The organism is Corynebacterium sp. HMSC30G07, from assembly GCF_001806945.1.
Taxonomy (GTDB): Bacteria; Actinomycetota; Actinomycetes; order Mycobacteriales; family Mycobacteriaceae; genus Corynebacterium; species Corynebacterium riegelii.
The window spans coordinates 92580-118429 of record NZ_KV786467.1 but is presented as its reverse complement, the minus strand read 5'-3'; the positions used below and the strand labels follow the sequence as shown (position 1 = coordinate 118429).

Below are 25850 nucleotides of genomic sequence, written 5' to 3'. Positions count from 1 at the left end.
ATGCCAACTCACCATTCACCCCTAGTGTGTCCTGCATTACATCACGCAAGCTGGTGGTGAAAACTCAACGTGCACCTGGTGAGGGGGTGAACGTGGTTCACTGACCGTGGTGCGGCTTACCAGCCACGTTCAGCTAGACGGTGCGGTGCCGGCAGGTCGGAGACGTTGATGCCGACCATGGCCTCGCCCAGGCCGCGGGAGACCTCGGTAACCGTCGCGATGTCCTGCCAGTTGCGTGTGGCCTTGACTACGGCCTTTGCGCGCGCCTCTGGGTTGCCGGACTTGAAAATGCCGGACCCTACGAAAACGCCATCAGCGCCGAGCTCCATCATGAACGCGGCATCCGCCGGAGTGGATACGCCACCGGCAACCAGGAGCGGGACGGGCAACTTACCGTCCTCCGCCGTCTTGGCAACGAGCTCGTACGGTGCCTGCAGTTCCTTTGCAGCAACGTAGAGTTCGTCGCGATTGTTGCGCCACATGGCGGTCAACGCGCTGATCTCGCCCTTGATTTTGCGAATGTGCTTGACGGCCTCGGACACATCACCGGTGCCGGCTTCGCCCTTGGAACGGATCATGGCAGCGCCTTCGTTAATGCGACGCAGCGCTTCCCCGAGGTTGGTTGCGCCGCAGACAAACGGCACGTTGAAGCTGCGCTTGTCAATGTGGTTGACGTAATCGGCGGGGCTTAGGACCTCGGATTCGTCGATGTAGTCCACCCCGAGGTGCTCAAGAATTCGTGCCTCCATGGCGTGGCCGATGCGTGCCTTGGCCATGACGGGAATGTTGACGGCGGCGATGATGCCGTCGATGAGATCGGGGTCGCTCATGCGTGCCACGCCGCCCTGTGCGCGGATGTCTGCAGGGACTCGCTCGAGTGCCATGACCGCGACGGCGCCGGCGTCTTCCGCGATCTTCGCCTGCTCTGGGGTGACCACATCCATGATCACGCCGCCGAGGAATTGTTGGTTCAGTTCAGAAAAATCAGCCATAGTCATACCTTGCTGCCCCAACTGGTAAGTTCCAAGTGCCAGTTAGGTGTGAATTCTTTGTACCAGTGAGGGCATTGTGCTTATCGACGTCTCCCCCGCCAACCCCCAACCCCTCCCCGCCCAAATCGCCGCAGCGGTGCGGGCGGCCGTGGCTAATGGAACACTTCGCCCCGGAGATACCGTGCCGTCAACCAGGGCGCTTGCCATGCAAGCGAAAGTATCAAGGGGAACGGTTGTCTCTGCTTATGAGCAGTTAATCAGCGAAGGCTACCTGCTTGCTTCACAGGGAGCACCAACACGCGTCCACCCGGATCTGGTTCTTGCGCCGCATACGCAGCAGCGCAAGCAAGCCACTGGCAAGGTGACGCATAATAAGCGGGGAAATAGGCGCAAGCAGGAACTCATCTCGCTAAAACCAGCGCCCGGCACAGCTGGTTTAATCCGCCCAGCAGCCTGGCATGCGGCGTGGCGGGAGGCTGCATCTGACTCGGGCGGGCGGGTTGATAAGGCAGGTCAGGTAGAGCTGCGTGACGCAATCGCGGAGCATCTGCGCGTTGCGCGCAGCCTTGCGGTGGATCCTGGCAACGTGGTGGTCACTGGCGGTTCCCGCGAAGGTTTGATGCTGATTCTGCTTACGCTTGCATCCCACAGTTCGGGGCGGTTACGCATTGGCGTTGAGAGTCCAGGACACCCCGGCCTACAGCGCGTTATCGAAGCAGCTGGTCACGAGATTGTTCCGTGCCCAACGGATAGTCACGGTGTGTGCGTTGATACCCTGCCCGCAACCTTGGACGCGATCCTGGTTACGCCTGCTCACTTGTATCCGCTCGGTGGTGCCATGCCGGTTGCTCGCCGGTCGCAGCTTCTGCGCTGGGCAGCTGAGACTTCGACCTCGATTATCGAAGATGATTTCAACGCAGAACTTCGCTACCGCACAGCCCCACAGCCGACCCTGGCAGCTATTGCTGGGGACGGCGCAGATGTATTTACGCTCGGAACATTTTCAACGTTGCTGTCTCGCGAGCTCGCCGCAGGCTATGTTGTTGCCTCAAACTCCCAGGCAGAGGCCCTAGGGCGTACGCGACAGGTGTTGGGTATGCCGGTCAGCGCGGTCACGCAACGTGCGATAGCTTCGCTACTTCGCGGCGGCTACGTCCGCCGCAACACCAAGGCCACCCACGCCAGGCTGGCGAAGCGACGCGCCATTTTGGAAAGCCGCGTTGTACCCGCCCTTGCCAAGGTTGCCTCGCATGCTCAGCTTTCCGACGGCACCGGCGCCGACCTCATCGCCCACTTCCCCACCCGCGGGCACCGCAACGACTTTGCAGGCGTACTGGCGCGCTCCGGGTTTGAAGCTGGCCGCGCAGACACTGCGCTGACGATGAGTTTCGCGCACCTGTCTGACCAGGACTTCAACCGAGCAATCAACGCCATCGTGGAGACACTCGAGAATACAGACAGTTACTCCGAGCCGGAAACCACCTCAGCGGAAACAACGCGCTGACCGTGACGTCCGGTGATTCGAGCCCACTCATCCGGGTTTGCCGTGTTCGGGAGGTCCTCACTTTCGTCTTGTTCTGCACGAACAGCAAGTCGCAAGTGCTCGACGCCCACACCAACATGTTCCTCGACAACATGTTCCTCGACAACTTGGTCCGTGCCAGGGTGGTTAGCACCCTCAGTACCAGCACCCTTAGCACTGGCGGCGTTGGAAATGTGATCCTTGATCGCTAGCTTCTTGGCGCGGTCAACCACGTTTGCAATCATCGCGCCAGAGACAAAGTCGTGGTAGTGAAGGGTTTCCGTGGTGCCGTCAGCAAGCGTGAGGCGGACAAACGGGCGAGGGGCGTACATCGCCTCCACTGCAGCATCGATGAGGTCCTCGGACGAGGAAGCAAGCGGGATGTCGTCAGTGATGTAGCGGGCAAAAATATCCGCCGCCTCATCCCGGTTCGGGCGGGACACCCTGATTTTGATGTCAAGGCGACCAGGTCGCAGAATCGCCGGGTCGATGAGTTCTTCGCGGTTGGTCGCACCGATGACAATGACGTTTGCGATGTCTTCAACACCGTCAATCTCCGTCAACAACTGCGGGACCACTGTGGTTTCCATGTCGGAGCTCACCCCGGAGCCGCGGGTGCGGAAAATTGACTCCATCTCATCAAAAAACACGATCACCGGACGACCATCAGAAGCCAGCTCACGAGCACGCTCAAAAATGAGCCGAATACGACGCTCCGTCTCGCCCACGAACTTGTTCAGAAGCTCTGGACCTTTGACGTTAATGAAGTGGGCCTGCCCGCCGTCGCCAATACGCTGCGACAACGAATTAGCCACGGCCTTTGCAATCAAAGTCTTACCGCATCCCGGAGGCCCATACAGCAACAACCCCTTCGGCGGCGCCAAGCGGTACTGCTGGTACAACTCCGGATACGCAAACGGCAACTCGACAGAGTCTTTGATCGTCTCGATCTGCGAGGACAGACCACCAATATCGGCGTACGTCACGTCCGGCACTTCCTCAAGGGAGAGCTGATTGACCTCAGTCTTCGGTACGCGCTCAAACGCAAACCCAGACTTTAAGTCCACCAGCACGGTGTCACCTGCGCGGGCCTGCGATTGCAAAGGTTCAGTCAGACGCACCAAGTGCTCAGTGCCTTGTTGGTCAGCCACCACTGCACGCGTGCCACCAATCTTCTCAATCAGGGTAGTTAGCTGCCCGGTGGTGTCGTAGGAGCAGGCTTCGACGATCACGGTGCCGTCGCCAAGCCTGACCAGCTTGCCCGGCTTCAGCGAGTCCGGCGCAACCGTCGGCGCGATCTTGACCCGCATCTGCCGACCTGAGGTATAGATCTCAGCTTCATGATCCTGCGACGCCGGCTCAAGGTAAATGCCGTAAGTCGAAGCTGGCTCCCCCAAAGCCTCGACCTGGGCGTAGAGGCTGTTGAGCTTGTCGCGACTCGATTTCAACAGCTCCGCAAGCTTGGTGTTGCGCTCAGAGATATCCCTGTTCTCGCGCTTTAATTGGCGCAGTTCCGGCCCGAAAGCATCGTCAGTGATCATGCCTCGAGCATAACGAGATTACCTACGCGCGCGACGCTGCGGCCTCGGCGGCGTCACCCCATCAGCCAACCGGCGAGTCCACACCAGGAACGCAGTGTGCGCGTTCATGCGGTGCTCCGGGCGAGTTGCCAGCCCCTCAACCTTCCACTCACGCAGCAGCGTTTCCCACGCGCGCGGCTCCGTAAAGCACTTCGCCTCACGGATAGCCTCCATGATGTTCATCAGCTGCGGCACCGTAGCCACATACGTCATGAACACACCACCAGGAATCAGCAAGTTTTTCACAGTGTCAATGAAATGCCACGGTTCCACCATGTCCAGGATCAGGCGATCCACCGGGCCGCCGAGATCATCAACGGTCACCTCGCCGAAATCCCCCAAGCGCGGGGTCCACCACTGCGGCTCAGAGCCGAAGTACTCCGCCACGTTATTGCGGGCAAACTCCAAGTGATCGTCACGGATCTCATAGGAAAACACGCGCCCTTCCGGGCCAACCGCGCGAAGCAACGACATGGTCAAGGCACCCGAGCCTGCGCCAGCCTCCAACACGCGTGCACCCATGAAGATGTCGCCCTCAACCAGGATCTGCGCAGCATCCTTGGGGTAAATCACCGCAGCACCACGCGGCATAGACAGCACATGGTCTACCAACAGGTGACGGAAGCACAGGTAGTCCGCGCCGAGGGTGGACTGCACTACGCTGCCTTCATCAGCGCCGATGATGTCGTTGTGCTCCACAATGCCCTTATGCGAATGGAACTGACCGTCGGGCACAAGCTCAATGGTGAAGTGCCGACGCTTCGCGTCCGTGAGCTGTACCTTATCGCCCGCCTGGAATTTGCCCGAATACATTTATGCCCCTTTGTAGTACGCAGTTAGCGCCGCCTCGAACCAGGCCTGGTCTTGCAAACCAACCAGTTCCCGTGCTGAATGCATGGAGAGCAGCGGCACGCCGACATCTACCGTAGGGATTCCAAGGCGTGTAGAAGAAATCGGCCCGATCGTTGAGCCGCACGGCACAGCATTGTGGCCAACAAACGTCTGCACAGGGACCTCTGCCACAGCACACGCCCGGTGCCAGAGCGCTTCCGTCACCGCATTCGACGCATAGCGCTGATTCGCGTTGATCTTCAGCACAGGGCCGCGATTCATCAGTGGGCGGTGCGTCGGATCGTGCTTTTGCGGGTAGTTCGGATGCACGGCATGCGCCGCGTCTGCGGAGATCACGGACGATGCCGCGTAAACATCCAGCGGGTCGCCCATATCACCTGCCAACTTGGCCAGGACTCGTTCCAGCAGCGGCCCACCGGCGCCGACCGCGGTGGCCGATCCGATCTCCTCATGATTGAACGAGGCAAACACAAGCACATCCCCATCTGCCGGCGCATCAGCCACTGCAGCCAGGAAGGCACGCGCAGACGCGTGGACGCTGGACAAGTTGTCCAAGCGCCCTGCAGCCAGGAGGTCCCCCATCGCCGCAGGAGCCTGCGTATCTACGGCGATGAGATCGTGCGAAACAATACGCTTCGGGTCAACGCCTGCGGCCTCACCCATAATGTCCACCATCGGAGTATCCACGCACAACACTGGCTGCATGTGGGTCTGGCGGTCTATCTCAGGGGCATCGCTGCGGTAGAGGTGAATAGCCAAGTTGGGAACGCGGGCAATGGGAGGGGTGGTGATGAGGTGAGACGTGGCGTCGTCAAGCACGATGCGCCCTGCAAACGCCAGTTCACGGTCGAACCACGACTGCAACACCGGCCCGCCGTACACCTCAACCGCCAGCTGACGAAAACCCTCGCCGGCAAACTCTGGGTTCGGCTTCAGCCACAACCCGGGGGAATCCGTATGCGACCCGACAATGCGAAAACGCGGGTTAGCACGCTCCGGCACCCACCAGGCAATCACCGAACCATCTTGAACGATGACGTGGCCACCAGGGGTGATCTCTGAATCTTCGGCAAAACCAGCACCAACAAACGCGCTACGAACAACGTCGGCTGCGTGGAACGCACTCGGGCTGGCGGTGATGAACTCTGCAAGGCTACGCATGGTTCTACCCTAGCGCTGCGCTAAGGTTGGCTTCGATGACGCTCGCATTATCTCCGTCGCGCGCAGGCGACTACCAGCAATGCCCCCTGATGTACCGGCTGAAGGCCATCGACAAGATTCCTGAGCCGAAAACCATCCACCAGGTGCGCGGATCCCTCGTGCACGCGGTGTTGGAAGAGATGTTCACTTGGCCACGGGACCAGCGGACGTATCCGGCCGCGGTCAAAGAGCTGCGGCCAGCGTGGGCGAGACTTCAGGAGCTCGAGCCCGCGTGCGCCGAGCCGGTTGAGGACGAAATGCAGCTGCTTATCGACGCCCGCGCGCTCCTCAAAGGCTACTTCCACATGGAAGGCCCAGAGCGCTTCGACCCACACGCACAGGAAATGCGTGTGGAGTCCGTCCTGCCAAACGGCGTGCCGGTGCGCGGATTCATCGACCGAGTCGACATCGCTGATTCCGGCGAAGTGCGGGTGGTGGACTATAAGACCGGCAAAATGCCGCCGCCACGGTTCGCAGACAGCGCGCTGTTTCAGATGCGATTCTATGCGCTGGTGTACTGGCGTCTCTTTAACGTCATCCCAGCGCAGCTGAAGCTGATGTACCTGAAGGTGATGGACTCTATGGTGATCCAGCCTTCGCGTGAGGAGCTGGAGTATTTTGAACGCGATCTTGGCGATCTATGGGCCAATATTGTTGCCGACGGAAAAGAGGGAACGTTTAAGCCGAAAACGTCCAAACTTTGCGGCTGGTGTTCGTTCCAATCACTGTGCCCAGAGTACGGAGGTACGCCGCCACCCTATCCCGGATGGCCCGAAGTTTTTCAATAACAAGCGCTGAATTTTCAATAAGGACCCGTTTCTGTGGATAACTTCTGGGGGTTTGACCAAGTTATCCACAGGCGGCGAAAAACCTATTGACCAGGGGTTGACCGCCGTCTACCTTCCTGGCCATGAATCCTTTTGAACAGTTCTTACACGCACCAACCATTGACATCCTTGAGTGGTTCGACCGCGACCAAGCGATCGCGGCTGGCTACGACAAAGCCAAAGTGAACGAGTGGGCCAAGCTCCAGGAAATCTACTTCGGCCCCACTCAACAGCGACGCCAGCAAGAAAAAGCACGAGACAAGGCCCGACGTTCAAAACTGAATTTGGACCAGCTGGCCATGCTTGAGCGACGGCTGCGCAGCATCAAAGACAAGCGCACGCGAGACAAGATCCGCATCCAGCTGCTCAGCGTCCGCGGCACGTACCGGACGCTTGCCGAACGCGCGAAAGCATTGATCCCTCAGGCGCAGCGTAAGGCGACACCGCGGGTGACGTTTTCAAAGTCCCGTGACAAGCTACGCACCGTCACTTTTACCGCTGACGAGCACGAACTTGCAGATTTGGAGCACGAATGTACCTCAGGGCTTGACCCGACCAAGCCAGCGATGCCGCAGATGGTGAAACGATTACTTGCCGTGTTGCGTGGCGGTGGCGTGGGGCGGGCAGTGCGGCGCCCAATGATTCTGGTGCCACTCGATGAGCACGTGAAGATTCTGGCTGGCCAAGGCGACGAAACGATCCTAGGTCTTAGCGACGGTACCACCATCACCGGCGCCGAATACCTTGCCGCACAGTACGGCAAGGAGCTTGAGGTCGGGCTTTTTCACCCTCAAGAAGGCCCTGTGAACCTCTACCGCACGAAGCGCCTGGCAAACCCAAAGCAGCGGGATCTAGCGCGCCTGGTCATGCCGGTATGTCCGGTGCCGGATTGCCGCCACGGTTCTGAAGCTTGCGAGTTGCACCACATCACCTCCTGGAAGGCAGGTGGTGAGACAAACCTGAGCAACTTGGCGCCACTATGCCGCTATCACAACCGGGTCAATGATGATGACCCGCTGCGCAAAAAGCGAGGTCGCATCGAAAGTATCGACGGGACCCCGACGTGGGTATCTCCGAACGGTCACCCGGTGCCGAACCCGTATCACCCATTTGGGGCGATGCGGCAGCTGTTCGGCACCGCTAGGACCTAGAACAGGCCGGAGATGACGCCGTTGCCGTCGACGTTGATGTTGTTGGCGGCTGGCACCTTGGGGAGGCCCGGCATGGTCATGACGTCACCAGTCAACGCGACGATGAAGCCTGCACCGGTACGTGGCAACAGGTTGCGTACGTGCAGAGTGTGGCCGGTTGGCGCACCGAGCTGCGAGGGATCGTCGGAGAACGAGTACTGCGTCTTGGAAATGCATACCGGCAGGGTGTCCCAGCCGTTTTCCTTAAGCGTCTGCAAGTCCTTCAGTGCTGCTTGGGAGTACTGGACGTTCTCAGCGCGGTAGACCTCCCGTGCAATGGTTTCGATGGCGTTTTCAATGCCGTCTGCGGGATCGTACAGCGTGGTCGACTGGTTCTCGGTGAGGTTGTCCAGCAGGGTGCGGGCTAGGTCCTCGGCACCTTCGCCACCCTTTTCCCACACCTTAGCGATCTCGAGTGCAATGCCTTTTTCGCGCGCCCAGTTGCGGACGTATTCGCGCTCGGCGTCGGTGTCGGTGACAAAGTCGTTGAGTGCCACTACCGGGGTCACGCCGAACTTGCGGAGGTTTTCCACGTGGCGCTCGAGGTTGACAATGCCAGCTGCGACAGCGTCGAGGTTTTCCTCGGAGAGCTTTTGCTTATCGACGCCCGCGTTGTACTTCATCGACCTAATCGTCACCACAATCACGGCACCGGCAACATCCAACTCACCAGCACGCGCCTTGATGTCGAAGAACTTCTCAGCTCCAAGGTCGGATCCGAAGCCTGCTTCGGTAAGCACGATATCGGCATACGCCTGGGCGGTACGGGTAGCAATAAGCGTGTTGCAGCCGTGTGCGATGTTGGCGAACGGGCCACCGTGGATGAAAGCCGGCGTGCCGCCAAGTGTTTGCACCAGGTTCGGGTTGATCGCTTCCTTCAAAAGTGCGGCCATTGCGCCTTCGGCGTTGAGCTGGCTCGCGGTAACGGGTTTCTTGTCGTAGGTCAGGCCAACTGTGATGTTGCCAAGGCGGCGCTTGAGGTCATCCAGGTCAGTCGCTAAGCCCAAAATCGCCATGATTTCGGAGGCTGCGGTGATGGTGAATCCCGTCTCCGTCGGCACGCCGTTGCCCGGCCCACCAAGACCTGTGACTACGTTGCGCAGCGAACGATCGTTGACATCCAGACAGCGCTGCCAGGTGATCCTGCGCGGGTCAATGCCCAATTCGTTGCCCTGCTGAATGTGGTTATCTATAAGCGCTGCGAGCGTGTTGTTGGCGGACGTGATGGCGTGGAAATCGCCCGTGAAGTGCAGGTTGATGTTCTCCATCGGCACCACCTGGGAGTAGCCGCCGCCGGCGGCGCCGCCCTTGATACCCATCACGGGACCAAGCGACGGCTCACGCAGCGCCACAATCGCCTTCTTCCCCAACCGCGCCAGCGCATCCGTCAGGCCGATCAGGGTTGTGGACTTACCCTCGCCAGCCGGGGTTGGTGAAACTCCGGTGACAAGCACAAGCTTGCCCGGGTTGTTGTCCGGCACCTGGGTGATGTCGACCTTCGCCATGTAGCGGCCGTACGGCACCAGCGCGTCGGCCGATACACCTGCGCGATCAGCGATATCAGTAATGGGTTCTAGCGTGTGGGCTTGAGCAATTTCAACATCGGTCCTCATGAACCCCAAGAGTACCGCAGCTTCAGGCTCTAATCTTCGTCAATGTAGAGCTTGCCGCGGTACTCCGGATGCATGAGGTTTTCCTTGCTCAGGACCTTCTTCAGTTCATCTTCGGTCATGAGCTCGTGCTCAAGCACAAGGTCGTAGACGCTCTTGCCGGTTGCGGCGGCCTCGCGCCCGATGACATCGCCCATGTGGTGGCCGATCACCGGGTTCAGGTAGGTGATGATGCCAATGGAACGCGTCACGTAGGCCTCACACACCTCCTTGTTTGCGGTAATGCCCACGACACACTTCTCGCGCAGCGTCTTCGCCGCGTTAGACAGTAGGTTGATCGACTCAAACAGCGACTGCGCAATCACCGGCTCCATCACGTTGAGCTGCAGCTGGCCAGCTTCCGCCGCCATGGAGACAGTGACGTCATTACCAAACACCTTGAAGCAGACCTGGTTGACAACCTCAGGGATAACGGGGTTGACCTTTGCCGGCATAATCGACGAGCCCGCCTGACGCTCCGGCAAGTTGATCTCGTTCAACCCTGCACGCGGGCCAGACGACAGGAGACGCAAATCGTTGCAAATTTTCGACAGTTTCATCGCAGCGCGCTTGAGCGCGGAGTGCATCATGACGTAGCCGCCGGTGTCAGAGGTGGCCTCGATAAGATCCGGGGAAGCCTGAATATCCAGCCCGGTCACCTCACGCAGCGCGGAGACCACCTGGTCGCGGTACCCCGTCGGAGTGTTAATTCCGGTGCCAATCGCGGTGGCGCCAAGATTGACCTCCAAAAGCGAATCCGCAGCACTGTTGATGGTGCGCTGCTCCTCTGCAAGATTGGCGCCGAAAGCGGTGAATTCTTGGCCAAGGGTCATCGGCACAGCGTCTTGAAGCTGGGTGCGGCCCATCTTGATAATGTCCGCAAACTCGTCGCCCTTTGCGCGCAGTGCCTTCTGTAGCTCATCAAGCTCCGCCATCAATCCTTGTACAGCGTAGAACACTCCGAGGCGGAAGCCCGTTGGATATGCGTCGTTGGTGGACTGCGACATATTGACGTCATCGTTAGGGTTGATCACGTCATAGGCGCCCTTCGGCTCGCCCAACAGCTCCAGGGCAACGTTGGCTACCACCTCATTGGTGTTCATGTTCACCGACGTGCCAGCACCACCCTGGAACACGTCAGAGGGGAACTGATCCATGCAGTAGCCCTCGTTGAGGATCTTGTCGCACGCAGCGACAATTGCCTCAGACTTTTTCTTTGGCAGGGTGTGCAGGCGGCGGTTCGCAATCGCCGTCGCCTTCTTCACCTCAACCATGCCGCGGATGAACTCCGGGAACTGATTAATGGTGGTGCCGGAGATCTGGAAGTTGTCCACAGCACGCAGTGTGTGGATGCCGTAGAACTTATCGTTGGGAACGTCGAGGCGACCAAGCAGGTCTTCTTCAGTGCGAGTGCTCATAGCCTCCCACTATAGCCACGCGATAAAGACTGGTTACAGGCGTGCGATCCGCAGCTCGGTAGCCAGAACACCCTGGGCGCCAAGCGCGGAGAGTTCATCCATCACCCGGTTTGCGGCAGACTTCTCAACCATTGCGCGAACCGCTACCCAATCGTCACGATGCAGTGGGGACACCGTCGGTCCGGTAATACCCGGTGTCAACGCCAACGCCTGCTCCAAGTCTGCCCTAGCTACGTTGTAGTCAATCATCAAGTAGTTGTGTGCGGTCAGGATGCCGGTGATGCGGCCGAGGACGCGGCGGTGGGCGTCGTTAAGCTGCATGCCCTCACGCTTGACCACAACGGCACAGCTGGTCATGATCGGCTCACCAAACGGGGCCAATCCTTGCTGACGCAACGTCGCACCGGTCGAGACCACGTCCGCAATCACATCCGCCACCCCCAGCTTGATGGAAATCTCCACCGCCCCATCGAGGCGGATCACTGAACCAGGCGTAATCCCCTTCTCAGCCAAGTAATCCTCAACCAGGTGCGGGTACGACGTGGCAATGCGCTTGCCCTCCAACGCCTCAACAGTCCACGACTCGCCTTGCGGCGCCGCAAAACGGAACGTTGACGCACCAAACCCAAGGTCTAAAACCTCCTCGACAGACGCACGTGAATCCGCAGCCAAATCACGGCCAGTGATCCCCAAATCAAGGTGACCTTGCGCGACATAGATCGCGATATCCTTCGGACGCAGAAAGAAAAACTCCACGTCATTGGGTTCATCGACCACGTTCAAGGCTTTGGTAATGCCTCGGCCTTTGTAGCCTGCTTCCTTCAGTACCTGGACGGCGTGCTCGGACAGTGACCCTTTGTTGGGCACAGCGATGCGGATCATGGTGTTCCTTAAAAAGCGTTAGAGGTACTTGTAAATGTCGTCTGGAGTCAGGCCGCGCTTCAGCATCATCACCTGCGTCCAGTAGATCAGCTGGCTCATCTCCTCAGCCAGCTCGGCATCAGACTGGTATTCGGCGGCGATCCATACCTCGCCGGCTTCCTCGATGATCTTCTTCCCAATGAAATGGGCGCCCTTGTCCAACGCTTCCACGGTGGCGGAGCCAGCGGGACGCTCGGCGGCTTTGGCGGTGAGTTCAGCAAAAAGATCGTCGAAGTGTTTCACGGTGGGTAATGCTAGCCCACCATGGCGTGTGCGCGTGCGAACCAGTCCGCAATATCGTCCGCCTTTGCGCCAACAAAGTCCGTTGGATCAAACTTCAACACACCCTCAGGCACCGTTTCGGCAAGCCCCAACACCGCGCATCCGGCGGCGGCAGCAGCACTCATGCCGGTCCACGAGTCCTCGAACACGAGGCAATCTCTGGGCGCCGCACCAGCGCGACGGGCTGCTTCGACGTACATGTCGGGGGCGGGTTTTGCCTGAGCAACGTCCTCGCCGCTAAGGATGTCTACAAAGTAGTGCGCGCCAATGCCCGCGATGCACGGATCTGCCAGCACGTGCGGCGTGTTAGTGGCTACGTACATAGGCACCCCGCGCTCACGCAGCGCCGCAAGCACGTCGCCGACGCCTGGGTTGAGCGCCACGCCTTCGCCCATCAGTTGCGCCATGCGGGTGTGCATGATGGTGCGGAGGTGGTTCACGCGAGCGTCGTCAAGCTGATAGCCCGTGTAGCGCGACAGGATGCCCACGGTGTTTTCAAACGAACCGCCGACGGTTTCCTCACGCACCTCCGGTGGGATGCGGCGGCCCATGTATTCAGACAGTTCGTAGGTGGCGATGCCCCACAGCGGCTCCGTGTCCACCAGGGTGCCGTCCATGTCCCAAAACACCGCAGCAGGCAGGCTACTCAAGTTCAGGCAACTCCCCTAGCGCCTCATCGGTGGCACCTGTCGCGGCGGCCGCGCGCAACACGAGTGCCTCGATGTCTGCCTTCTCCTCCGGCTCCAGTACCGCGTCGGCGTGCTTGGCGTTGAACTCGGCCAAGTTTGCGTAAAACGGCGCGACAACCTTGACAAGCGTTTCCTCGGATGGGTCATCACCGCACTGGTCGAGCGCGTCCAGAAACATCTCCAGGATGTGCTTCAGATCGGGCAATACTGCGGGGTCGAAGGGCTCGTCCCAAAGATCCTTGTCCTCATCTGCCAGGTAGGAGCCGGATGCAAAAGTGGTCAGATCTGCGATGAACTCGTCGACGTCTGCCTGAAACTGCTCACGAATCGTGGTCATGGCTGCAATCTTTCCTTAGTGCCCTGAGATCTGCACACCGAGCAGCCCGTCGATGGCGGCTGCCAGCATGCCGTCGGCGTCGCCAGTTGCCTCATCGATGATTGCCAGGGCAGCCGGCGTGTCCAGGTCGTTTGCCAGGGCATTCCTTAGCTTATCGACGCCCACGCGCACCTCCCCCACGTCACCCTCATTCGCCAACGCCTCACGCCACCTTGCCAAACGAGCCTCAGCCGCATCGAGGCCCTCATACGTGAAGTCGCGGTCCGCGCGGTAGTGACCGTCGAACACGGCGAGGCGAATCGCCGAAGGGTCGTGTCCCGCCTCGGTGAGCTTGTGCACAAACACGAGGTTGCCCAAGGATTTGCTCATCTTCACCCCGTCCAGCGCAATCATGCCGCTGTGGACGTAGTGGCCCGCCATACGCTGTGTGTTGTGGGCGGCCTCGGCGTGAGCGGCGGAAAACTCGTGGTGGGGAAACGCCAAGTCACTGCCTCCACCCTGGATGGCAAACGTTGCGCCAAGGCGGTTCGTAGCAATCGCCGAGCACTCCACGTGCCAGCCTGGACGACCTAGGCCAAACGGCGACTCCCAGGCAGGCTCGCCTTCCCTGTGGCCACGCCATAGCAGGGCATCCAACGGATCGCGCTTGCCTTCGCGCTGCGGGTCGCCACCGCGCTCGGCGAAAAACTTAAGCATGGTCGCGCGGTCCAGGTTGGACTCATAACCAAACTGGGCTGTGGCATCGATAGGCGCGTAGATATCACCGTGGTCCAGCTTGTACGCGGCCCCGGCATCCAACAGACGTTGAATCATCACGACGATTTCATCAACCGCCTCCATCGCCCCGATGTAGTCTCGCGGCGGGATGACGGACAACGTCTCCATGTCGCTGCGGAACAGATCAATCTGGCTGGTGCCAAGCTCGCGCCAGTCCACTCCGTCGCGGGCGGCGCGCTCGAACAGCGGGTCGTCTACGTCGGTGATGTTTTGGACGTAGTGCACCTTGTGTCCATTCGCCAGCAGCTGGCGGTACACCAGGTCAAACGTGAGATACGTCGCAGCGTGCCCTAGGTGTGTCGAGTCATAGGGGGTGATGCCGCAGACGTACATGCCTACTTCTTCACCGCTGGTGTCTACGGGTTTGATGCGTTGATCAGCGGTGTCATAAAGCGACAGCGGGACTTCGGTCCCAGGGACGGCAGAAACAGAGGGCACGGGCCAAGATTGCATACCGGCCACCCTACCCGGCTTGCATCACCCCAGTTGCAAGCAAGATCATCACGAGGATGCCCAGCGGGATCCGGTACGCCGCAAACCAAGCGAAGGAATGGTGGGAGACAAACTTCAGAAGCCACGCAATGGAGACGTAGCCCAGCACAAACCCGATGCCGGTACCAACGAGTAGTTGCATGCCGGTGGCGGCTTGGCCGGCTTGGGGCGCGAAAGCGTCGGGAAGCGAGAAAAGCCCCGACGCCAGCACTGCCGGGATGGCGAGCAGGAAGGAGAAACGGGTGGCTACCTCGCGGTCAAGGTTCAGCAGCAAGCCGCCGGAGATGGTGCCGCCGGAGCGCGACACGCCCGGGATGAGTGCGAGGCACTGCCACAGGCCCATCACAATGGCGTCGCGCATCGTGAGCTCTTCAAAGCCGCGCTTTTTCGTGCCAACCCGCTCCGCCACAATAAATACCAGCGAAAACAGGATAAGCACGGTGGCGGTGATCCACAGGTTGCGGAAGTTTTCACGGATCAAGTCTTTAAGCAGCAGCCCGGCCACGCCGACTGGGATAGTGCCCACGATGACCATCCAGCCCATCCGATAATCCAGCCCGCGCTTGTGCGGGTTGAACAGACCGGCAAACCAAGCGGTGAGGATGCGCCAGATGTCTTTAGCGAAAAAGACCAGCACCGCAGCTTCGGTGCCCAGCTGGATGACGGCGGTGAAGCTGGCACCGGCATCTTGTCCCCAGAATAGTTGGGAAACAATGCGCAAATGCCCCGATGATGACACCGGGAGGAACTCGGTGAGTCCCTGCACGATGGACAAAACGACGACTTGGAGCCAGCTCATGGTTTCGTTCACGCGTTGCAACACTACTCTGGGAAGCTATGAAACCCTTGCCCACACGCGTGGCGTCGGCGACTGTGCTGGCTGCTGCGCTTTCACTTGCCGCTTGTACGTCCCCGACTGAAGTTGCTGATGATTTGGCGCAGAACATGGGAAGCGCCTCCCCCGTTGCGTCGCCGCCGGCGACAGACCCGGACGGGGAGGTAATCGCGTTTGCCCCGGTGCGTGACTTGGATACCACTGGTGACCTGGTTGCGGTTCGTACCGATGATGCTGTGCATGTGGGCACTGTTGAGCAGCTGCGTAACAACACTGCCGTGACCTACCCCACCGACGCCTCCTGCGGCGAGGTCAGCGCAAACGCTGGGACGTTCGCGTTGGCTTGCGGCAGTCAGGTACGCCTGTTTGACGCGAGCGGTGAGACCACCTTGGAAGTGGAAGAGCCTGCGACCGCCGCAGTGGTCACCTCTAGTGGTGAGGTGGTAACCGCGAGCGATGCGCAACGCAAGGTGTGGGTGTACCGCGACGGTAAAAAGGTGGACACGATCTCCGTAGCGCGTGAAACCGACCAGCTGATCGCTATGCAGTTGCCTGATCAGGATGATGCGGTGGTACGTATCAATCGCTTCGATACCACGATTCAAGACGTCGATTGGACCGGTGGCAGGCAGGGCGGCACGCTGCGCGTGGGCCTTGGCGTGGGCAAGATTGACGGAACGGATGGTGTGGTGCTCGCGGCTGACGCGACCGGCTCGCAGCTCTTTGTCTACAACACCATGGACATCATTCGTCTGCACCAGACGGCGCCTGTGGCGCAAGGCCCGTGGGATGTGACGTGGGATGCGGCGAACAAGCTCGCTTGGATCACGTCCACTGCTGACAACACCGCCACCGGCTACGACCTGTCCGGTGGTGTGCCAGTGCAAAAAGCGCAGGTAGCGACAGTTGCGGATCCGCAGAGCATCATTTCGCTTGACGACGCCACGTTGATCATCGCCTCCGCCACCGGCGACGGCATCCAAATCGTGAAAGAAACACTGTAAAGGATCCATGATGACGCTTTATGACACCGCGCTGAAACTCATGTTCCGCATCCCCCCTGAGCGCATCCACGGCATCATCTCCGGTGCGCTCGGTGTGCTCAATACGGTCACGCCGCTCAACCGCGGGATGGAAAAGGTCGTGCGCGTGCACAGCCCGCGTCTTGAGCAGGAACTTTTCGGGGTTCGTTTCCCCTCGCCGCTGGGCCTGTCAGCGGGATTTGATAAAAACGCCACCGCGTTGGATGCCTGGGGCGCGGTCGGATTCGGCTACGCGGAGGTTGGCACGGTCACCCCGCAACCGCAGCCTGGCAACGACACCCCGCGTCTGTTCCGCCTGCCTGCGGACAAAGCCATTTTGAACCGTATGGGCTTTAACAATGACGGTGCCCTGAAGGTTGCTAGCCGCCTGCGCAAGCGCAAATCGAACGATGTCGTAGGCATCAACATTGGCAAGAACAAGACCGCTGCCGACGCCGTCGCCGACTACCGCGCAGGCGCCACATTGCTCGGGCCTCTGGCAGACTTCGTGGTGGTCAACGTCTCCTCTCCCAACACCCCTGGGTTGCGTGACCTACAGGCTGTGGAGGAACTGCGTCCAATCCTGGGCGCTGTCAAGGACTCCACCGATACGCCGGTGTTGGTCAAGATTGCCCCCGATCTTTCAGACGAGGATATCGACGCTGTAGCGGACCTGGCCGTCGAGCTCGGCCTGGCTGGCATCGTGGCCACTAACACCACCATCTCTCGCGAGGGCCTGAAAACCCCCGCCGACGAGGTTGCGGCGATGGGCGCCGGCGGCATTTCCGGTGCTCCGCTGACCGCACGCTCCTTGGAGGTGCTTCAGCGGCTGCACGCTCGCGTCGGCGACAAGCTCGTGCTCGTCAGCTCCGGCGGCATCATGGACGCACAAGAAGCGTGGAAGCGAATCACTGCGGGTGCAAGCCTGCTGCAGGGATACACCCCGTTCATCTACGGAGGGCTGGGGTGGGTTCGTGGGGTGCACGTGGGCGTCGACAAGCAGCTGAAGCTCCACGGCCTGAGCAACATCAGCCAGGCCGTAGGTAGCGGGCTTACCTGGAAAAACGACGCAGAATAAGCGCACACACCAGCGCCCCACCGCCCCACAATGCAAGTGAGGTGGTGGGCACAATGGTCAGCGCCTGGTTGGGCACCACCATGCCCACAGCGATCAGCGCAACTGCCACCCCCAACGCAACAAGCTGCTTCCGCGAGCCGCCCGTTGCGGTGTTGGTCGTTGCAAATGCGCCGAAAATCAACGACGCCACACACGTCAACACAAAACGCAGCGTGATCGCATACGTTTGATCCCCGCGCATGAACGCGAGAAACGCGAAAATGAACAAGACCACCGCCAGCGCCATAAAGGCGCCGCCGGCACGCAACTGAATTGGAACCATTGCGCAGAGGTTACTTGTTCTCGTACCAACCCCACGTTAAGGCACGGCCAAGCGTGTGGAAGTAAAGGTTGAAACCAAGCTGCGTCGGGTTAGCAATGCTGTCCGCATCAAGCTCCGTATCCACAGCGTGCACCACAAACAGGTAACGGTGCGGGCCGTGGCCGGCGGGCGGGTTTGCGCCGTAGTAGCCCTTCACCTCGGCATCACCAGTCAAAACGACAGCGCCGACGCCCATGCCGTCCTCGGCACCCGCGCCGGCGGGCAACTCCGTGACATCGGCCGGGATGTTAAACGCCGACCAGTGCCAGAACCCAGAAGCAGTCGGCGCATCCGGGTCGAAGCAGGTCACAGCAAATGTCTTCGTGCCCTCAGGCACGTTCGACCAAGCAAGGTGCGGGCTGGTGGCGTTATCGCCGGCTAGGTGATCCGGGAGGCGCTCACCATCCACGACGTCGTTGGACGAGATGTCAAACGACGGTACCTCCTTCAGCGGCGCGTACGGGTCAGGGCCAGGGAAACGATCAGAAACATATGAAGCAGTCATGGCCCCATTAGTACCTGAGGGTTAGTGACCTCCGCCACTCCACGCTGCAAATAGTTGCGCATATCTCCCCCGTTGGGTCAATAGCTCGGCGTGGGTGCCGTCCTCAATAATCTGCCCTGCGTCCATAACCAGAATGCGGTCAGCGGCCGCAGCCTGATCCAGGCGGTGCGCCACTACCAGTGCCGTAGTCCCCTTGGTAATTGCCGCGGCGGCAGCCTCCAAAGCGTTAGTGTCATCACTTCCGGCCTCTGCTGTGGCTTCATCCAAGATCAGCACCTTCGGCGACGCAAGTGCAACACGCGCCAACGCCACCTGCTGGGCCGTCTCCGGCGGCAGGTCCTCAGCGCCAGCACCAACCGGGGTGTCCAGGCCTTGCGGGAATACGCGCGCAAACTGGGCGCTTTCGGGATCCAAACCTGCGCGGCGGAGCGCATCCAACAGATCTGCATCTGAAGCGTCCTCATCAGCCATGGCCAAGTCTTGACGCAATGTACCGGCAAAGATGTGGACGTCTTGGGTCATGAGCGTCACGTTCTTAGCTGTCCACAGGTCGCTGACCTGAGTCGTGTCCACCTCACCCACGCGGATGCGGCCCGCGGTCGGCTCCACAAGGCCCGCAATCAGCGCAGCCAGTGTCGACTTGCCCGCACCTGAAGTGCCCACCAGCGCAGTCGTCGTACCAGCGGCCAACGTGACGCTAAGATTCTCCAACACGTTCGCTCCACCCGGGTAGGCAAACGAGACGTTATCCACCTCAACATCTACCGGTGCGTTCAAGTCCTCAGGCAGTGCGGATGCCTCACGGCCATCTGCCAACGTTGCCAAACTCACCGCACGCCCGACAGAGGTCGCCGCGCTTTGCAGCTCTCCGACGAAAAACAGGGCATTGAACACCATCACCTCTGCGCGGATCACCAAAAACACCGCGGCACTTGCCTGACCGGGGCTAATCGACCCATGAGCAACCAACCACGCACCCACCCCGAGCGTCAGCAACAGCCACGCGGCGAAAACGACCTGGCCCAGCCCCATAAGACGGATAAACCAGGGTACGCGATCCATCGTCGCCTCTACCGCACCCCACGAAGCCTTGCGCATCCGCCCAAGCGCCCAGTTCTGCAGTCCAAACGCGCGCAGCGTAGGCAGACCACGGACCGTATCAAGTAGTGCTGCGTTCCGTTTCGCCTCAGCAACACTCACCGCATTCGACGCCGCCGGGATGCTCCGAATGATTTCACGGGCAAACGGGTAGGCGCAGAGGATGAGGGTGATGAGGATGAGGGCGAGGCGTGCGTCGATAAGCAAAAGCCCAATGAACGAAATTGGGAACACAAACACCGTCGTCAACACGCGCGAACCGATGGCCGTGATAATCCGAACAACCTCGTCAATGTCTTTGGTCATGCGGGTAATCACGTTGCCGGTACCCAGCTCCATCACCCGTGGGACCGGCGCGCGAAGCACGGCATCTAAACAGCGCCGTCGCAAATCCACCGACGCCCGTGCAACCTTTGAGCCAACGATGTAGAAGCTCAGCATCCGCAACGCCACGTCGATCAGCATGCATGCCATGGCAAGGGCAATCGTCACCACAAACGCGCGCGTGCCGGTACCGAGGACAGGAACCGACGTGCCAGTCAGCGGATCAACACTTCGGCCAAAAAGATTCGCCTGCAGCGCATAGGCTGAGACAATCAACACCTGGACGCTGAGCAGTACCACCCACCAACGCCTATTCAACGCGTTCGGAAGCTGCGACAGGTAAGCAAAGGTCTCTCGAACTGTCGCAGGGGCAACGGCATCAGTGCGCTCATACTCTCGCTGCATTTACTTCACCTCCAACGCTTGGCCAGCCGCACCCCACGTGGTGTTGCCGGTGATGACAACAGTGGTTGCGCCGCCACGTAGCGCCTTGACTGCCTCGACCACGTTGGCTTGGGTGACGGAATCGAGGCCGGTCGTTGGGTCATCGAGGATCAGCACTTCCGGGTTCGCGGCCAGAGCGCGGGCGAGGGCGACGCGTTGGCGTTGGCCGCCGGAGAGGTTCAGGCCGGCCTCTCCAAGCGGCGCAGTTGGCAGCTCGCCGTCAGGTCCGACACCGCCGAGGCGTCGTAAAATGTCCTGGCAATGCGCCGCCGTTAGCGCCTCTTTGACCGCCGTGTCAGAAAACTCGCCGCGTGGATTGACGTTGTCTTCAATCGTGCCCTCGAAGATGTTGACGGTGTGCGGCGGGAACAAGACGTCGTCGCGCTGGGCCCACAATGAGGTCAACTCGTAAGACTCCTGGTCAGGCGGTAGCACCCAGAGTCCAGGGCCCGGCACCTCGGCGGCAACACCAGCATCGGGCGCAGCCAACGCCTCACCCGCGCTATACAGCTCAGATACGCGCTGACCACTGGCTACCGCGCGACCCCATCCGCTAGCCAAGTCACCGAACGCGAAGCCTGCCATGTTTAACGCCGGCGGAACCAAAAGCGCAACGGAAGCCATCTGACCCGGGGTAATCTCACCGCGCAGCGTCAAACGAGCAGCAACGAAAATGATCAACGCGTTACACACCCACGCAACTGCCTGGCGAGCAAAGCTCAACCACGCATCAACCACCAAAAACTGCAGGTTCAGCCCGCGCGCCGTTTGCGTAGAGGTGGCAAAACGGCCGGTGACCGCCGTGGCAGCGCCCAGGCCTTTCACAGCACGAATCCCCTGCGCAACGTCGGTTGCAAGACCCGCAACGTCAGCCTCCGCAGCGCGACGCTTGAGCGAAATGCGGGTAATGGGGCGCGAAGTCCACGCCGAAAACAGCGCGATGACAACAATGGAGACAGGCACAGCCAGCGCAACCCACGGTGAGACGCTCCACATCGCCACCACGGCACCCGTGGAGTAACCAAGCGCCATGAGCGGAAACGATAAGGACTCGCGGTAGTTCGCAATCGTGCTGGAGTCGGCGTCGATGGTGTTGAGCACCGTGCCAGGACTCATCGATCCCGCCCCGTTGCGCATCACCCCCAACGTCAAATTCTGCTGCGCCAAGTGGCGCACACGTCCCACGGACGCTGCGGAAAGGCCGTCGCCCGTTGCCTCTCCAAGAAACTGCACAAAAAAGATTGCGATAAGCACTCCAAACAGCCACCAGGCGTTGAAGTCGGTATCGCCCAGGAGGCCGTCCACAATCTTGCCCACTACGACGGGCACAAACGCCCCCACACCGGAGCCAATGAGGTAGCTAAAAACATGCAACGCCAAAACGCGCGGGTAGGCAAACACCATGTCGCCTACCACCCGACGACCTGCGGTCCACGAGCTGGGCGTGAGGTGTTGGGCGTCGTCCGCTGGTGGCACTGGTGGGACGAACCAGCGGTACGTCATCATTCTTCTAGGTGGTGGTAGCATGCGGGAGAATTTAGCAGATATAGCCCGTTGCGCTGGCGATTTGGCGGGCGCGGCGGGCCGACCTATAGTTATGCGAGTGCCTGGCCGAAAGGCCGAAACACCCAAAGCCCGGGTGGCGGAATGGCAGACGCGCTAGCTTGAGGTGCTAGTGTCCTATTAACGGACGTGGGGGTTCAAGTCCCCCTCCGGGCACAACCATCACCCTGCACATGTTGCGGGGTGTTTTTCGTCTGGGAGGTTGTGTGAAGCGTCGCCAGCTACTCCTTCTTGCGGCACTGGTCGTGTTTGTGTTGGGCTGGTTGCTTTTCGACGCCCCAACGCCCTCCACCCTCCGCTCCTGGGCTGATTCCACGGGAGCATGGTTCCCGGTGATCTTTTGGCTGCTATATGTCGGCATCACGCTGTTTCCGATTCCGCGCACCATCCTGACGGTATCTTCCGGCCTGCTGTTTGGCCCCGCGCTGGGCATCCTGATTGCGATTAGTGCCACCACGGTTGCTGCCGTGATTACGCTGCTGGTTGTGCGGTATACGCTTCGAGATTTCGTAGCACCTCGGTTGACCCATCCCTCGGTGGAACGCATTAACGCCCGACTGGAATCCCGCGGATGGCTGGCGGTGGCAAGTCTTCGCATGGTGGCGTTTGTGCCGTTCAGCATTATGAACTACGCCTGCGCGTTGACCCGTGTTCGGGTTGTACCGTTTGCGGTGGCCACGTTTGTCGGCTCCCTGCCTGGGACAATTGTCACGGTTCTGCTTGGAGACACGCTCAGCGGACACGCAAGCCCCACCGTCATCGCTCTGACCGTTGCGCTTACCGTCGTGGGGCTTGTTGGCCTGCTTCTCGACGCCAACCTCCCCCAACCCACCCGTCAAGCCCCCAAGGTAGACCGCTAAGTCATTAACGCTAGGATTGCTGGCGTGATTGGCGTACATGCAAGGTATCGGGGCCGCGAGCGGCGGCGCGGCGAATACGTCTCCCGCTCGGCCGAGGCACTGTCCTCGCTGCCGGGGGTGGCGGAGTTTGAGGTGGTGGGCGTTGAGGATATTCGCGCGGACGTCGATACGCCTGAGCACGCGCTGAACCTGGTGATGGCCCTGCTTTCGGACGGTGACTGGGCCATCGGCCTCGGCATCACCTCGCATGGGCGCGGCGTGCATGCTGCTTCGGAGGCAGTAGGCACGCGCCCGGCGCAGGTGAAAGTAGGCGTAGACACCCGTAACCCAGGCACCAACGCGGAAGACATCGCCGCAGCTTTCGCGCTTGTCGGCCACGTGCTGCAAAAACGCACCATTGAGGGCCGGGAGGCCACTGCCCTGGTGCGCCGCGGGATGAACCAAAACGAAGCGGCCCGGGAGCTGGGCATCTCCAAACAGGCGATGAGTCAGCGTCTCCAGGCCGCGGGGTGGCAAGCGGAACAGGCGGGGTGGCGCCTAGCGCTCAACCTAATTACTCGGGCTGAGGAAGGTCGCTAGGCCGCTCGATTTCCAGCGGGTTAGCAATCGGCGTCTCAGGCGCACGGTGCTGCGTCGGATCCGGCTCGTCGACGTGCTTGTTCGCAACCGCACGCGCCTCCGCCAGTGCGCGGGCCAGCTCCGGGTCAGTGGAGGTATCAAACCACTGATCCGTATCCCCCTCCGACGCCAGGTCCTTGGTGTCCTGGTCAACGCGCTGTGCCTCGTAGCGGAACACGCCGTCATCGTCCTTGTTGGCAAAGGCCTTCGCAAACTGCTCCAGAGAGTTGCCAAACTGGGACGGGATCATCCACATCGTCGCCGCATCATTATTGGCAATCTTTGGCAAGTTCTCCAGGTACTGGTAGGCCAGCAGCTCAGGGGTCACGCCGGAAGACTTAATCGCCGCGTTGACCTTTTGAATTGCGCGGGCCTCACCCTGCGCCTCAAGGTACTTCGCCGCGCGCTCACCCTCAGCGCGCAGGATCATCGCCTGGCGCTCGGCTTCCGCGTTCAGGATGGCGGCGTGCTTCTCGCCCTCCGCGGACAGGATGCGTGCCTGCTTCTCACCCTCCGCTGTCTTGATGTCAGACTCGCGCTTACCTTCAGCAGTCAGAATCATGGCGCGCTTTTCGCGGTCCGCCTTCATCTGCATCTCCATGGACTGCTGGATGGACGGTGGCGGATCAATCGCCTTCAGCTCCACACGGCTAATACGCAGACCCCACTTGGCGGTTGCCGCGTCCAGCTCGCCGCGCAGGCGGCGGTTGATGGTCTCGCGTGACGTCAGCGTCTCTTCCAGCGTCATACCGCCGACAACGTCACGCAGCGTGGCCACAGAGATTTGCTCCACGCCGACCAGGTAGTTGTCAACGCCATAGATCGCCTTAGCGGGGTCATTGATCTGGAACGTCACCACCGTGTCAATTGCCACGGTCAGGTTGTCCTGCGTGATCACCGCCTGCGGCGGGAACGAAACAACGCGCTCACGCGTATCCACACGGGCACGAATACGGTCAATGTAGGGCACCAGAAGCGTCAATCCACCGGAGACGGTGCGTGTGTAGCGGCCTAAACGCTCAACTACGGCGGCTTCGCCTTGCGGGATCATCTTCACGGATGCAAAAAGCAGCGACACCACAAGTATAAGGATGACGCCAAAAAGAAAAAGGCCTGGCATGCTCTAGTCCTTCCAGACGACCGCGACTGGGCCATCAATTGCAGAGACAGTTACTACGTCACCCACCGTATAGGTCTCCCCTGGGTCGAGGGCGCGGGCGGACCAGATGCTGCCGTCGAAACGCACCTGTCCCCCCACTGGGGTGATGTCTTCAACCACCTCGGCACGTGAGCCGACGAGTGCGCGAGGTGATTCGTCGTACGCCTTCGGCGATTCCAAACGACGCCGCAAGTACGGGCGCAGGAAGAACCAAAAGGCGGCGGACGATGCGGCAAAGATGGCAACTTCAGCAGCAGGCGGGATGCCGATCAGCGAGAAGCCCGCTGTTGTCAGCGCACCGGCGGCGATCATGAGCAGGGTCATTTCGCCAACGAATACTTCAAGGATGGCAAGCACCGCGGCTGCCGCAAACCATATCAATGGACCCATGGCGGCCATGCTACATATCTGTTTTGCTCAGCTCAGGATTAGTCACGAAATCCACGAGCCGTTCAACCGCCCCGATCAGGGTGTAGTCCAGGTCACGAAAGGTGTTGACCGAGGAGTAAACGCGGTGCCAGCCTTCCTTCGGGTCAGACCAGCCGAGGCGTTGGCAGGTGCCGGTTTTCCAGTCTTCGCCGTAGGGGACGTCGGGCCAGGCAGCAATGCCGACACTGGCAGGTTTCACTGCCGCCCAGATGTCAATGTAGGGGTGTCCGGTAACAAGCACGTGCGGCCCGACGCCCTCGACTAGGCGCGACTCTTTGGTGCCTTCGATCAGGTGGTCTGCCAGCACACCGATGCGCCGGCCCGGCCCTGGCTGGAACTCGGCGAGTCTCTCCGGCAGGTTGTCCAAGCCTTCGAGGTATTCCACCACAACACCTTCGACGCGTAGGTCGTGGCCCCACACCTTCTCAACGATCGCGGCGTCGTGAATACCTTCTACCCAGATGCGGCTCGGCTGAGCCACTTTTGCCTGGACGTTTGCCACTTTGCGTGAGCCGGAGTTGGAGCGCGCCGGGCCGTTGTCACGCTTGGGCACGTACCTGGTCAGCGTCACGCGTTGGCCTTCTACCATGAAAGCGCCTGGCAGCATTTTGAAGAGTCGTTGGGTGCCGTAGCGGTCTTCAAGCCGGACGAAGTCGCCGTCGTAGGTGCGTTCAAACCCGACGACGGCGCCGACGAAATCATTGCCAACGATCTCCACGATGATGCCGGGTTCGGCCGGCACCGACGGGTAGGTTGGGCGCCTGGTGCGCGCATGTCCGCTAAAAATGTCTCCGCTGTAGCGACTGTCTCCCATAGTGTGTCCGTA

General features: G+C 60.5%; 26 protein-coding genes and 1 tRNA gene. 8 read left to right on the top strand and 19 right to left on the bottom strand.

Annotated elements, in window-relative coordinates; translation table 11 throughout:
* Positions 1–116: 116 nt before the first annotated feature.
* On the bottom strand, positions 117–992 hold the full coding sequence (gene pdxS, locus HMPREF3104_RS07050) for a pyridoxal 5'-phosphate synthase lyase subunit PdxS (RefSeq protein WP_306482369.1): 876 nt from the start codon (positions 990–992) through the stop codon (positions 117–119).
* Positions 993–1068: 76 nt separating this feature from the next.
* Here pdxS and HMPREF3104_RS07045 point away from each other — a divergent pair, with 76 nt between their 5' ends.
* The gene (locus HMPREF3104_RS07045; protein ID WP_052204291.1) at positions 1069–2496 is read left to right on the top strand and encodes a MocR-like pyridoxine biosynthesis transcription factor PdxR; all 1428 of its coding nucleotides are present in this window, start codon (positions 1069–1071) and stop codon (positions 2494–2496) included.
* On the opposite strand, the gene arc is transcribed toward HMPREF3104_RS07045, so the two are convergent.
* The 3 genes from arc to HMPREF3104_RS07030 are packed head-to-tail and all read right to left on the bottom strand — an operon-like array spanning position 2454 to position 6107.
* Complete coding sequence (gene arc / locus HMPREF3104_RS07040; protein ID WP_070494952.1) at positions 2454–4055, bottom strand: proteasome ATPase; 1602 nt, start codon at positions 4053–4055, stop codon at positions 2454–2456. The two genes, HMPREF3104_RS07045 and arc, sit on opposite strands and share 43 nt — an antisense overlap.
* 18 nt (positions 4056–4073) lie before the next feature.
* Positions 4074–4907: a tRNA (adenine-N1)-methyltransferase gene (locus HMPREF3104_RS07035; protein ID WP_052204288.1), complete on the bottom strand. Its 834-nt coding sequence runs from the start codon at positions 4905–4907 to the stop codon at positions 4074–4076.
* The gene (locus HMPREF3104_RS07030; protein ID WP_070494951.1) at positions 4908–6107 is read right to left on the bottom strand and encodes a M18 family aminopeptidase; all 1200 of its coding nucleotides are present in this window, start codon (positions 6105–6107) and stop codon (positions 4908–4910) included. It lies immediately after the preceding gene.
* Between the two features lie 35 nt (positions 6108–6142).
* On the opposite strand from HMPREF3104_RS07030, the gene HMPREF3104_RS07025 reads away from it, so the two are divergent.
* Positions 6143–6934, top strand: coding sequence for a RecB family exonuclease (locus HMPREF3104_RS07025; protein WP_052204285.1), 792 nt, complete (start codon positions 6143–6145; stop codon positions 6932–6934).
* Between the two features lie 122 nt (positions 6935–7056).
* Complete coding sequence (locus tag HMPREF3104_RS07020) at positions 7057–8124, top strand: HNH endonuclease signature motif containing protein (RefSeq protein WP_070494950.1); 1068 nt, start codon at positions 7057–7059, stop codon at positions 8122–8124.
* Here HMPREF3104_RS07020 and HMPREF3104_RS07015 read toward each other — a convergent pair.
* From HMPREF3104_RS07015 to HMPREF3104_RS06980, 8 genes are read right to left on the bottom strand one after another with little or no spacing between them, the layout of a single operon-like run.
* Positions 8121–9776, bottom strand: a complete 1656-nt coding sequence (locus HMPREF3104_RS07015) for a formate--tetrahydrofolate ligase (RefSeq protein ID WP_070494949.1) — start codon at positions 9774–9776, stop codon at positions 8121–8123. The two genes, HMPREF3104_RS07020 and HMPREF3104_RS07015, sit on opposite strands and share 4 nt — an antisense overlap.
* A 29-nt stretch (positions 9777–9805) precedes the next feature.
* A complete protein-coding gene (gene aspA, locus HMPREF3104_RS07010; RefSeq protein WP_052204279.1) occupies positions 9806–11230 on the bottom strand; it encodes an aspartate ammonia-lyase in 1425 nt (474 codons plus the stop codon).
* A gap of 33 nt (positions 11231–11263) precedes the next feature.
* Entirely contained in the window at positions 11264–12112 is an 849-nt protein-coding gene (gene hisG, locus HMPREF3104_RS07005) for an ATP phosphoribosyltransferase (protein WP_070494948.1), read from the bottom strand.
* A gap of 18 nt (positions 12113–12130) precedes the next feature.
* On the bottom strand, positions 12131–12394 hold the full coding sequence (locus HMPREF3104_RS07000; protein WP_070462263.1) for a phosphoribosyl-ATP diphosphatase: 264 nt from the start codon (positions 12392–12394) through the stop codon (positions 12131–12133).
* An 11-nt stretch (positions 12395–12405) separates the two neighbouring features.
* The gene (locus HMPREF3104_RS06995; protein WP_308314013.1) at positions 12406–13083 is read right to left on the bottom strand and encodes an HAD family hydrolase; all 678 of its coding nucleotides are present in this window, start codon (positions 13081–13083) and stop codon (positions 12406–12408) included.
* Entirely contained in the window at positions 13076–13459 is a 384-nt protein-coding gene (locus HMPREF3104_RS06990) for a hypothetical protein (RefSeq protein WP_070494947.1), read from the bottom strand. The genes HMPREF3104_RS06995 and HMPREF3104_RS06990 overlap by 8 nt, the downstream gene beginning before the upstream one ends.
* Positions 13460–13474: 15 nt before the next feature.
* On the bottom strand, positions 13475–14689 hold the full coding sequence (gene mshC, locus HMPREF3104_RS06985; RefSeq protein ID WP_070495008.1) for a cysteine--1-D-myo-inosityl 2-amino-2-deoxy-alpha-D-glucopyranoside ligase: 1215 nt from the start codon (positions 14687–14689) through the stop codon (positions 13475–13477).
* A gap of 10 nt (positions 14690–14699) precedes the next feature.
* Positions 14700–15527: an undecaprenyl-diphosphate phosphatase gene (locus HMPREF3104_RS06980; protein WP_070495007.1), complete on the bottom strand. Its 828-nt coding sequence runs from the start codon at positions 15525–15527 to the stop codon at positions 14700–14702.
* Between the two features lie 38 nt (positions 15528–15565).
* Here HMPREF3104_RS06980 and HMPREF3104_RS06975 point away from each other — a divergent pair, with 38 nt between their 5' ends.
* Together HMPREF3104_RS06975 and HMPREF3104_RS06970 are read left to right on the top strand one after the other, a co-directional pair.
* Positions 15566–16567: a YncE family protein gene (locus HMPREF3104_RS06975; protein ID WP_070494946.1), complete on the top strand. Its 1002-nt coding sequence runs from the start codon at positions 15566–15568 to the stop codon at positions 16565–16567.
* Positions 16568–16577: 10 nt separating this feature from the next.
* Complete coding sequence (locus HMPREF3104_RS06970) at positions 16578–17663, top strand: quinone-dependent dihydroorotate dehydrogenase (RefSeq protein ID WP_052204269.1); 1086 nt, start codon at positions 16578–16580, stop codon at positions 17661–17663.
* Here the strand turns inward: HMPREF3104_RS06970 and HMPREF3104_RS06965 are convergent.
* Genes HMPREF3104_RS06965 through HMPREF3104_RS06950 form a run of 4 tightly spaced genes read right to left on the bottom strand, consistent with a single transcriptional unit; the run spans position 17638 to position 21922 of the window.
* Complete coding sequence (locus HMPREF3104_RS06965; RefSeq protein WP_070494945.1) at positions 17638–17985, bottom strand: hypothetical protein; 348 nt, start codon at positions 17983–17985, stop codon at positions 17638–17640. The two genes, HMPREF3104_RS06970 and HMPREF3104_RS06965, sit on opposite strands and share 26 nt — an antisense overlap.
* A 10-nt stretch (positions 17986–17995) precedes the next feature.
* Positions 17996–18529, bottom strand: a complete 534-nt coding sequence (locus tag HMPREF3104_RS06960) for a YbhB/YbcL family Raf kinase inhibitor-like protein (RefSeq protein ID WP_052204265.1) — start codon at positions 18527–18529, stop codon at positions 17996–17998.
* 21 nt (positions 18530–18550) lie between these two features.
* On the bottom strand, positions 18551–20356 hold the full coding sequence (locus HMPREF3104_RS06955; protein ID WP_070494944.1) for an ABC transporter ATP-binding protein: 1806 nt from the start codon (positions 20354–20356) through the stop codon (positions 18551–18553).
* Positions 20357–21922, bottom strand: coding sequence for an ABC transporter transmembrane domain-containing protein (locus HMPREF3104_RS06950; protein WP_371441048.1), 1566 nt, complete (start codon positions 21920–21922; stop codon positions 20357–20359).
* A 106-nt stretch (positions 21923–22028) separates the two neighbouring features.
* On the opposite strand from HMPREF3104_RS06950, the gene HMPREF3104_RS06945 reads away from it, so the two are divergent.
* The 3 genes from HMPREF3104_RS06945 to HMPREF3104_RS06935 all read left to right on the top strand — a co-directional run bounded on the left by HMPREF3104_RS06945 (position 22029) and on the right by HMPREF3104_RS06935 (position 23397).
* Positions 22029–22114 (top strand) — tRNA-Leu (locus HMPREF3104_RS06945).
* 50 nt (positions 22115–22164) lie between these two features.
* Complete coding sequence (locus tag HMPREF3104_RS06940) at positions 22165–22818, top strand: TVP38/TMEM64 family protein (RefSeq protein ID WP_070495006.1); 654 nt, start codon at positions 22165–22167, stop codon at positions 22816–22818.
* A 24-nt stretch (positions 22819–22842) separates the two neighbouring features.
* Positions 22843–23397 (top strand): MarR family transcriptional regulator, encoded by a 555-nt coding sequence (locus tag HMPREF3104_RS06935; protein ID WP_070494942.1) that lies wholly within the window; start codon positions 22843–22845, stop codon positions 23395–23397.
* Here the strand turns inward: HMPREF3104_RS06935 and HMPREF3104_RS06930 are convergent.
* From HMPREF3104_RS06930 to HMPREF3104_RS06920, 3 genes are read right to left on the bottom strand one after another with little or no spacing between them, the layout of a single operon-like run.
* Entirely contained in the window at positions 23372–24556 is a 1185-nt protein-coding gene (locus HMPREF3104_RS06930) for an SPFH domain-containing protein (RefSeq protein ID WP_052204252.1), read from the bottom strand. The genes HMPREF3104_RS06935 and HMPREF3104_RS06930 overlap by 26 nt on opposite strands.
* Before the next feature lie 3 nt (positions 24557–24559).
* Positions 24560–24985 carry an NfeD family protein gene (locus HMPREF3104_RS06925; protein WP_083278991.1) on the bottom strand — a complete coding sequence of 142 codons (426 nt, stop codon included), beginning with the start codon at positions 24983–24985 and terminating at the stop codon, positions 24560–24562.
* A gap of 10 nt (positions 24986–24995) precedes the next feature.
* Complete coding sequence (locus tag HMPREF3104_RS06920; protein WP_070494940.1) at positions 24996–25838, bottom strand: DUF3097 domain-containing protein; 843 nt, start codon at positions 25836–25838, stop codon at positions 24996–24998.
* Positions 25839–25850 lie beyond the last annotated feature (12 nt).

Excerpts from the sequence above, each read along its gene's own strand:
- HMPREF3104_RS06950 (WP_371441048.1), bottom strand. The coding sequence starts at position 21,922 with ATGCTACCACCACCTAGAAGAATGATGACGTACCGCTGGTTCGTCCCA.
- HMPREF3104_RS06955 (WP_070494944.1), bottom strand. The coding sequence starts at position 20,356 with ATGCAGCGAGAGTATGAGCGCACTGATGCCGTTGCCCCTGCGACAGTT.
- HMPREF3104_RS07015 (WP_070494949.1), bottom strand. The coding sequence starts at position 9,776 with ATGAGGACCGATGTTGAAATTGCTCAAGCCCACACGCTAGAACCCATT.
- hisG (WP_070494948.1), bottom strand. The coding sequence starts at position 12,112 with ATGATCCGCATCGCTGTGCCCAACAAAGGGTCACTGTCCGAGCACGCC.
- HMPREF3104_RS06965 (WP_070494945.1), bottom strand. The coding sequence starts at position 17,985 with ATGGTTCCAATTCAGTTGCGTGCCGGCGGCGCCTTTATGGCGCTGGCG.
- HMPREF3104_RS06930 (WP_052204252.1), bottom strand. The coding sequence starts at position 24,556 with ATGCCAGGCCTTTTTCTTTTTGGCGTCATCCTTATACTTGTGGTGTCG.
- HMPREF3104_RS07020 (WP_070494950.1), top strand. The coding sequence starts at position 7,057 with ATGAATCCTTTTGAACAGTTCTTACACGCACCAACCATTGACATCCTT.
- arc (WP_070494952.1), bottom strand. The coding sequence starts at position 4,055 with ATGATCACTGACGATGCTTTCGGGCCGGAACTGCGCCAATTAAAGCGC.
- HMPREF3104_RS07035 (WP_052204288.1), bottom strand. The coding sequence starts at position 4,907 with ATGTATTCGGGCAAATTCCAGGCGGGCGATAAGGTACAGCTCACGGAC.
- HMPREF3104_RS06960 (WP_052204265.1), bottom strand. The coding sequence starts at position 18,529 with ATGACTGCTTCATATGTTTCTGATCGTTTCCCTGGCCCTGACCCGTAC.
- HMPREF3104_RS07030 (WP_070494951.1), bottom strand. The coding sequence starts at position 6,107 with ATGCGTAGCCTTGCAGAGTTCATCACCGCCAGCCCGAGTGCGTTCCAC.
- pdxS (WP_306482369.1), bottom strand. The coding sequence starts at position 992 with ATGGCTGATTTTTCTGAACTGAACCAACAATTCCTCGGCGGCGTGATC.
- HMPREF3104_RS06975 (WP_070494946.1), top strand. The coding sequence starts at position 15,566 with ATGAAACCCTTGCCCACACGCGTGGCGTCGGCGACTGTGCTGGCTGCT.
- aspA (WP_052204279.1), bottom strand. The coding sequence starts at position 11,230 with ATGAGCACTCGCACTGAAGAAGACCTGCTTGGTCGCCTCGACGTTCCC.
- HMPREF3104_RS06990 (WP_070494947.1), bottom strand. The coding sequence starts at position 13,459 with ATGACCACGATTCGTGAGCAGTTTCAGGCAGACGTCGACGAGTTCATC.
- HMPREF3104_RS06920 (WP_070494940.1), bottom strand. The coding sequence starts at position 25,838 with ATGGGAGACAGTCGCTACAGCGGAGACATTTTTAGCGGACATGCGCGC.
- HMPREF3104_RS07025 (WP_052204285.1), top strand. The coding sequence starts at position 6,143 with ATGACGCTCGCATTATCTCCGTCGCGCGCAGGCGACTACCAGCAATGC.
- HMPREF3104_RS06970 (WP_052204269.1), top strand. The coding sequence starts at position 16,578 with ATGACGCTTTATGACACCGCGCTGAAACTCATGTTCCGCATCCCCCCT.
- HMPREF3104_RS06925 (WP_083278991.1), bottom strand. The coding sequence starts at position 24,985 with ATGGGTCCATTGATATGGTTTGCGGCAGCCGCGGTGCTTGCCATCCTT.
- mshC (WP_070495008.1), bottom strand. The coding sequence starts at position 14,689 with ATGCAATCTTGGCCCGTGCCCTCTGTTTCTGCCGTCCCTGGGACCGAA.
- HMPREF3104_RS06980 (WP_070495007.1), bottom strand. The coding sequence starts at position 15,527 with ATGAGCTGGCTCCAAGTCGTCGTTTTGTCCATCGTGCAGGGACTCACC.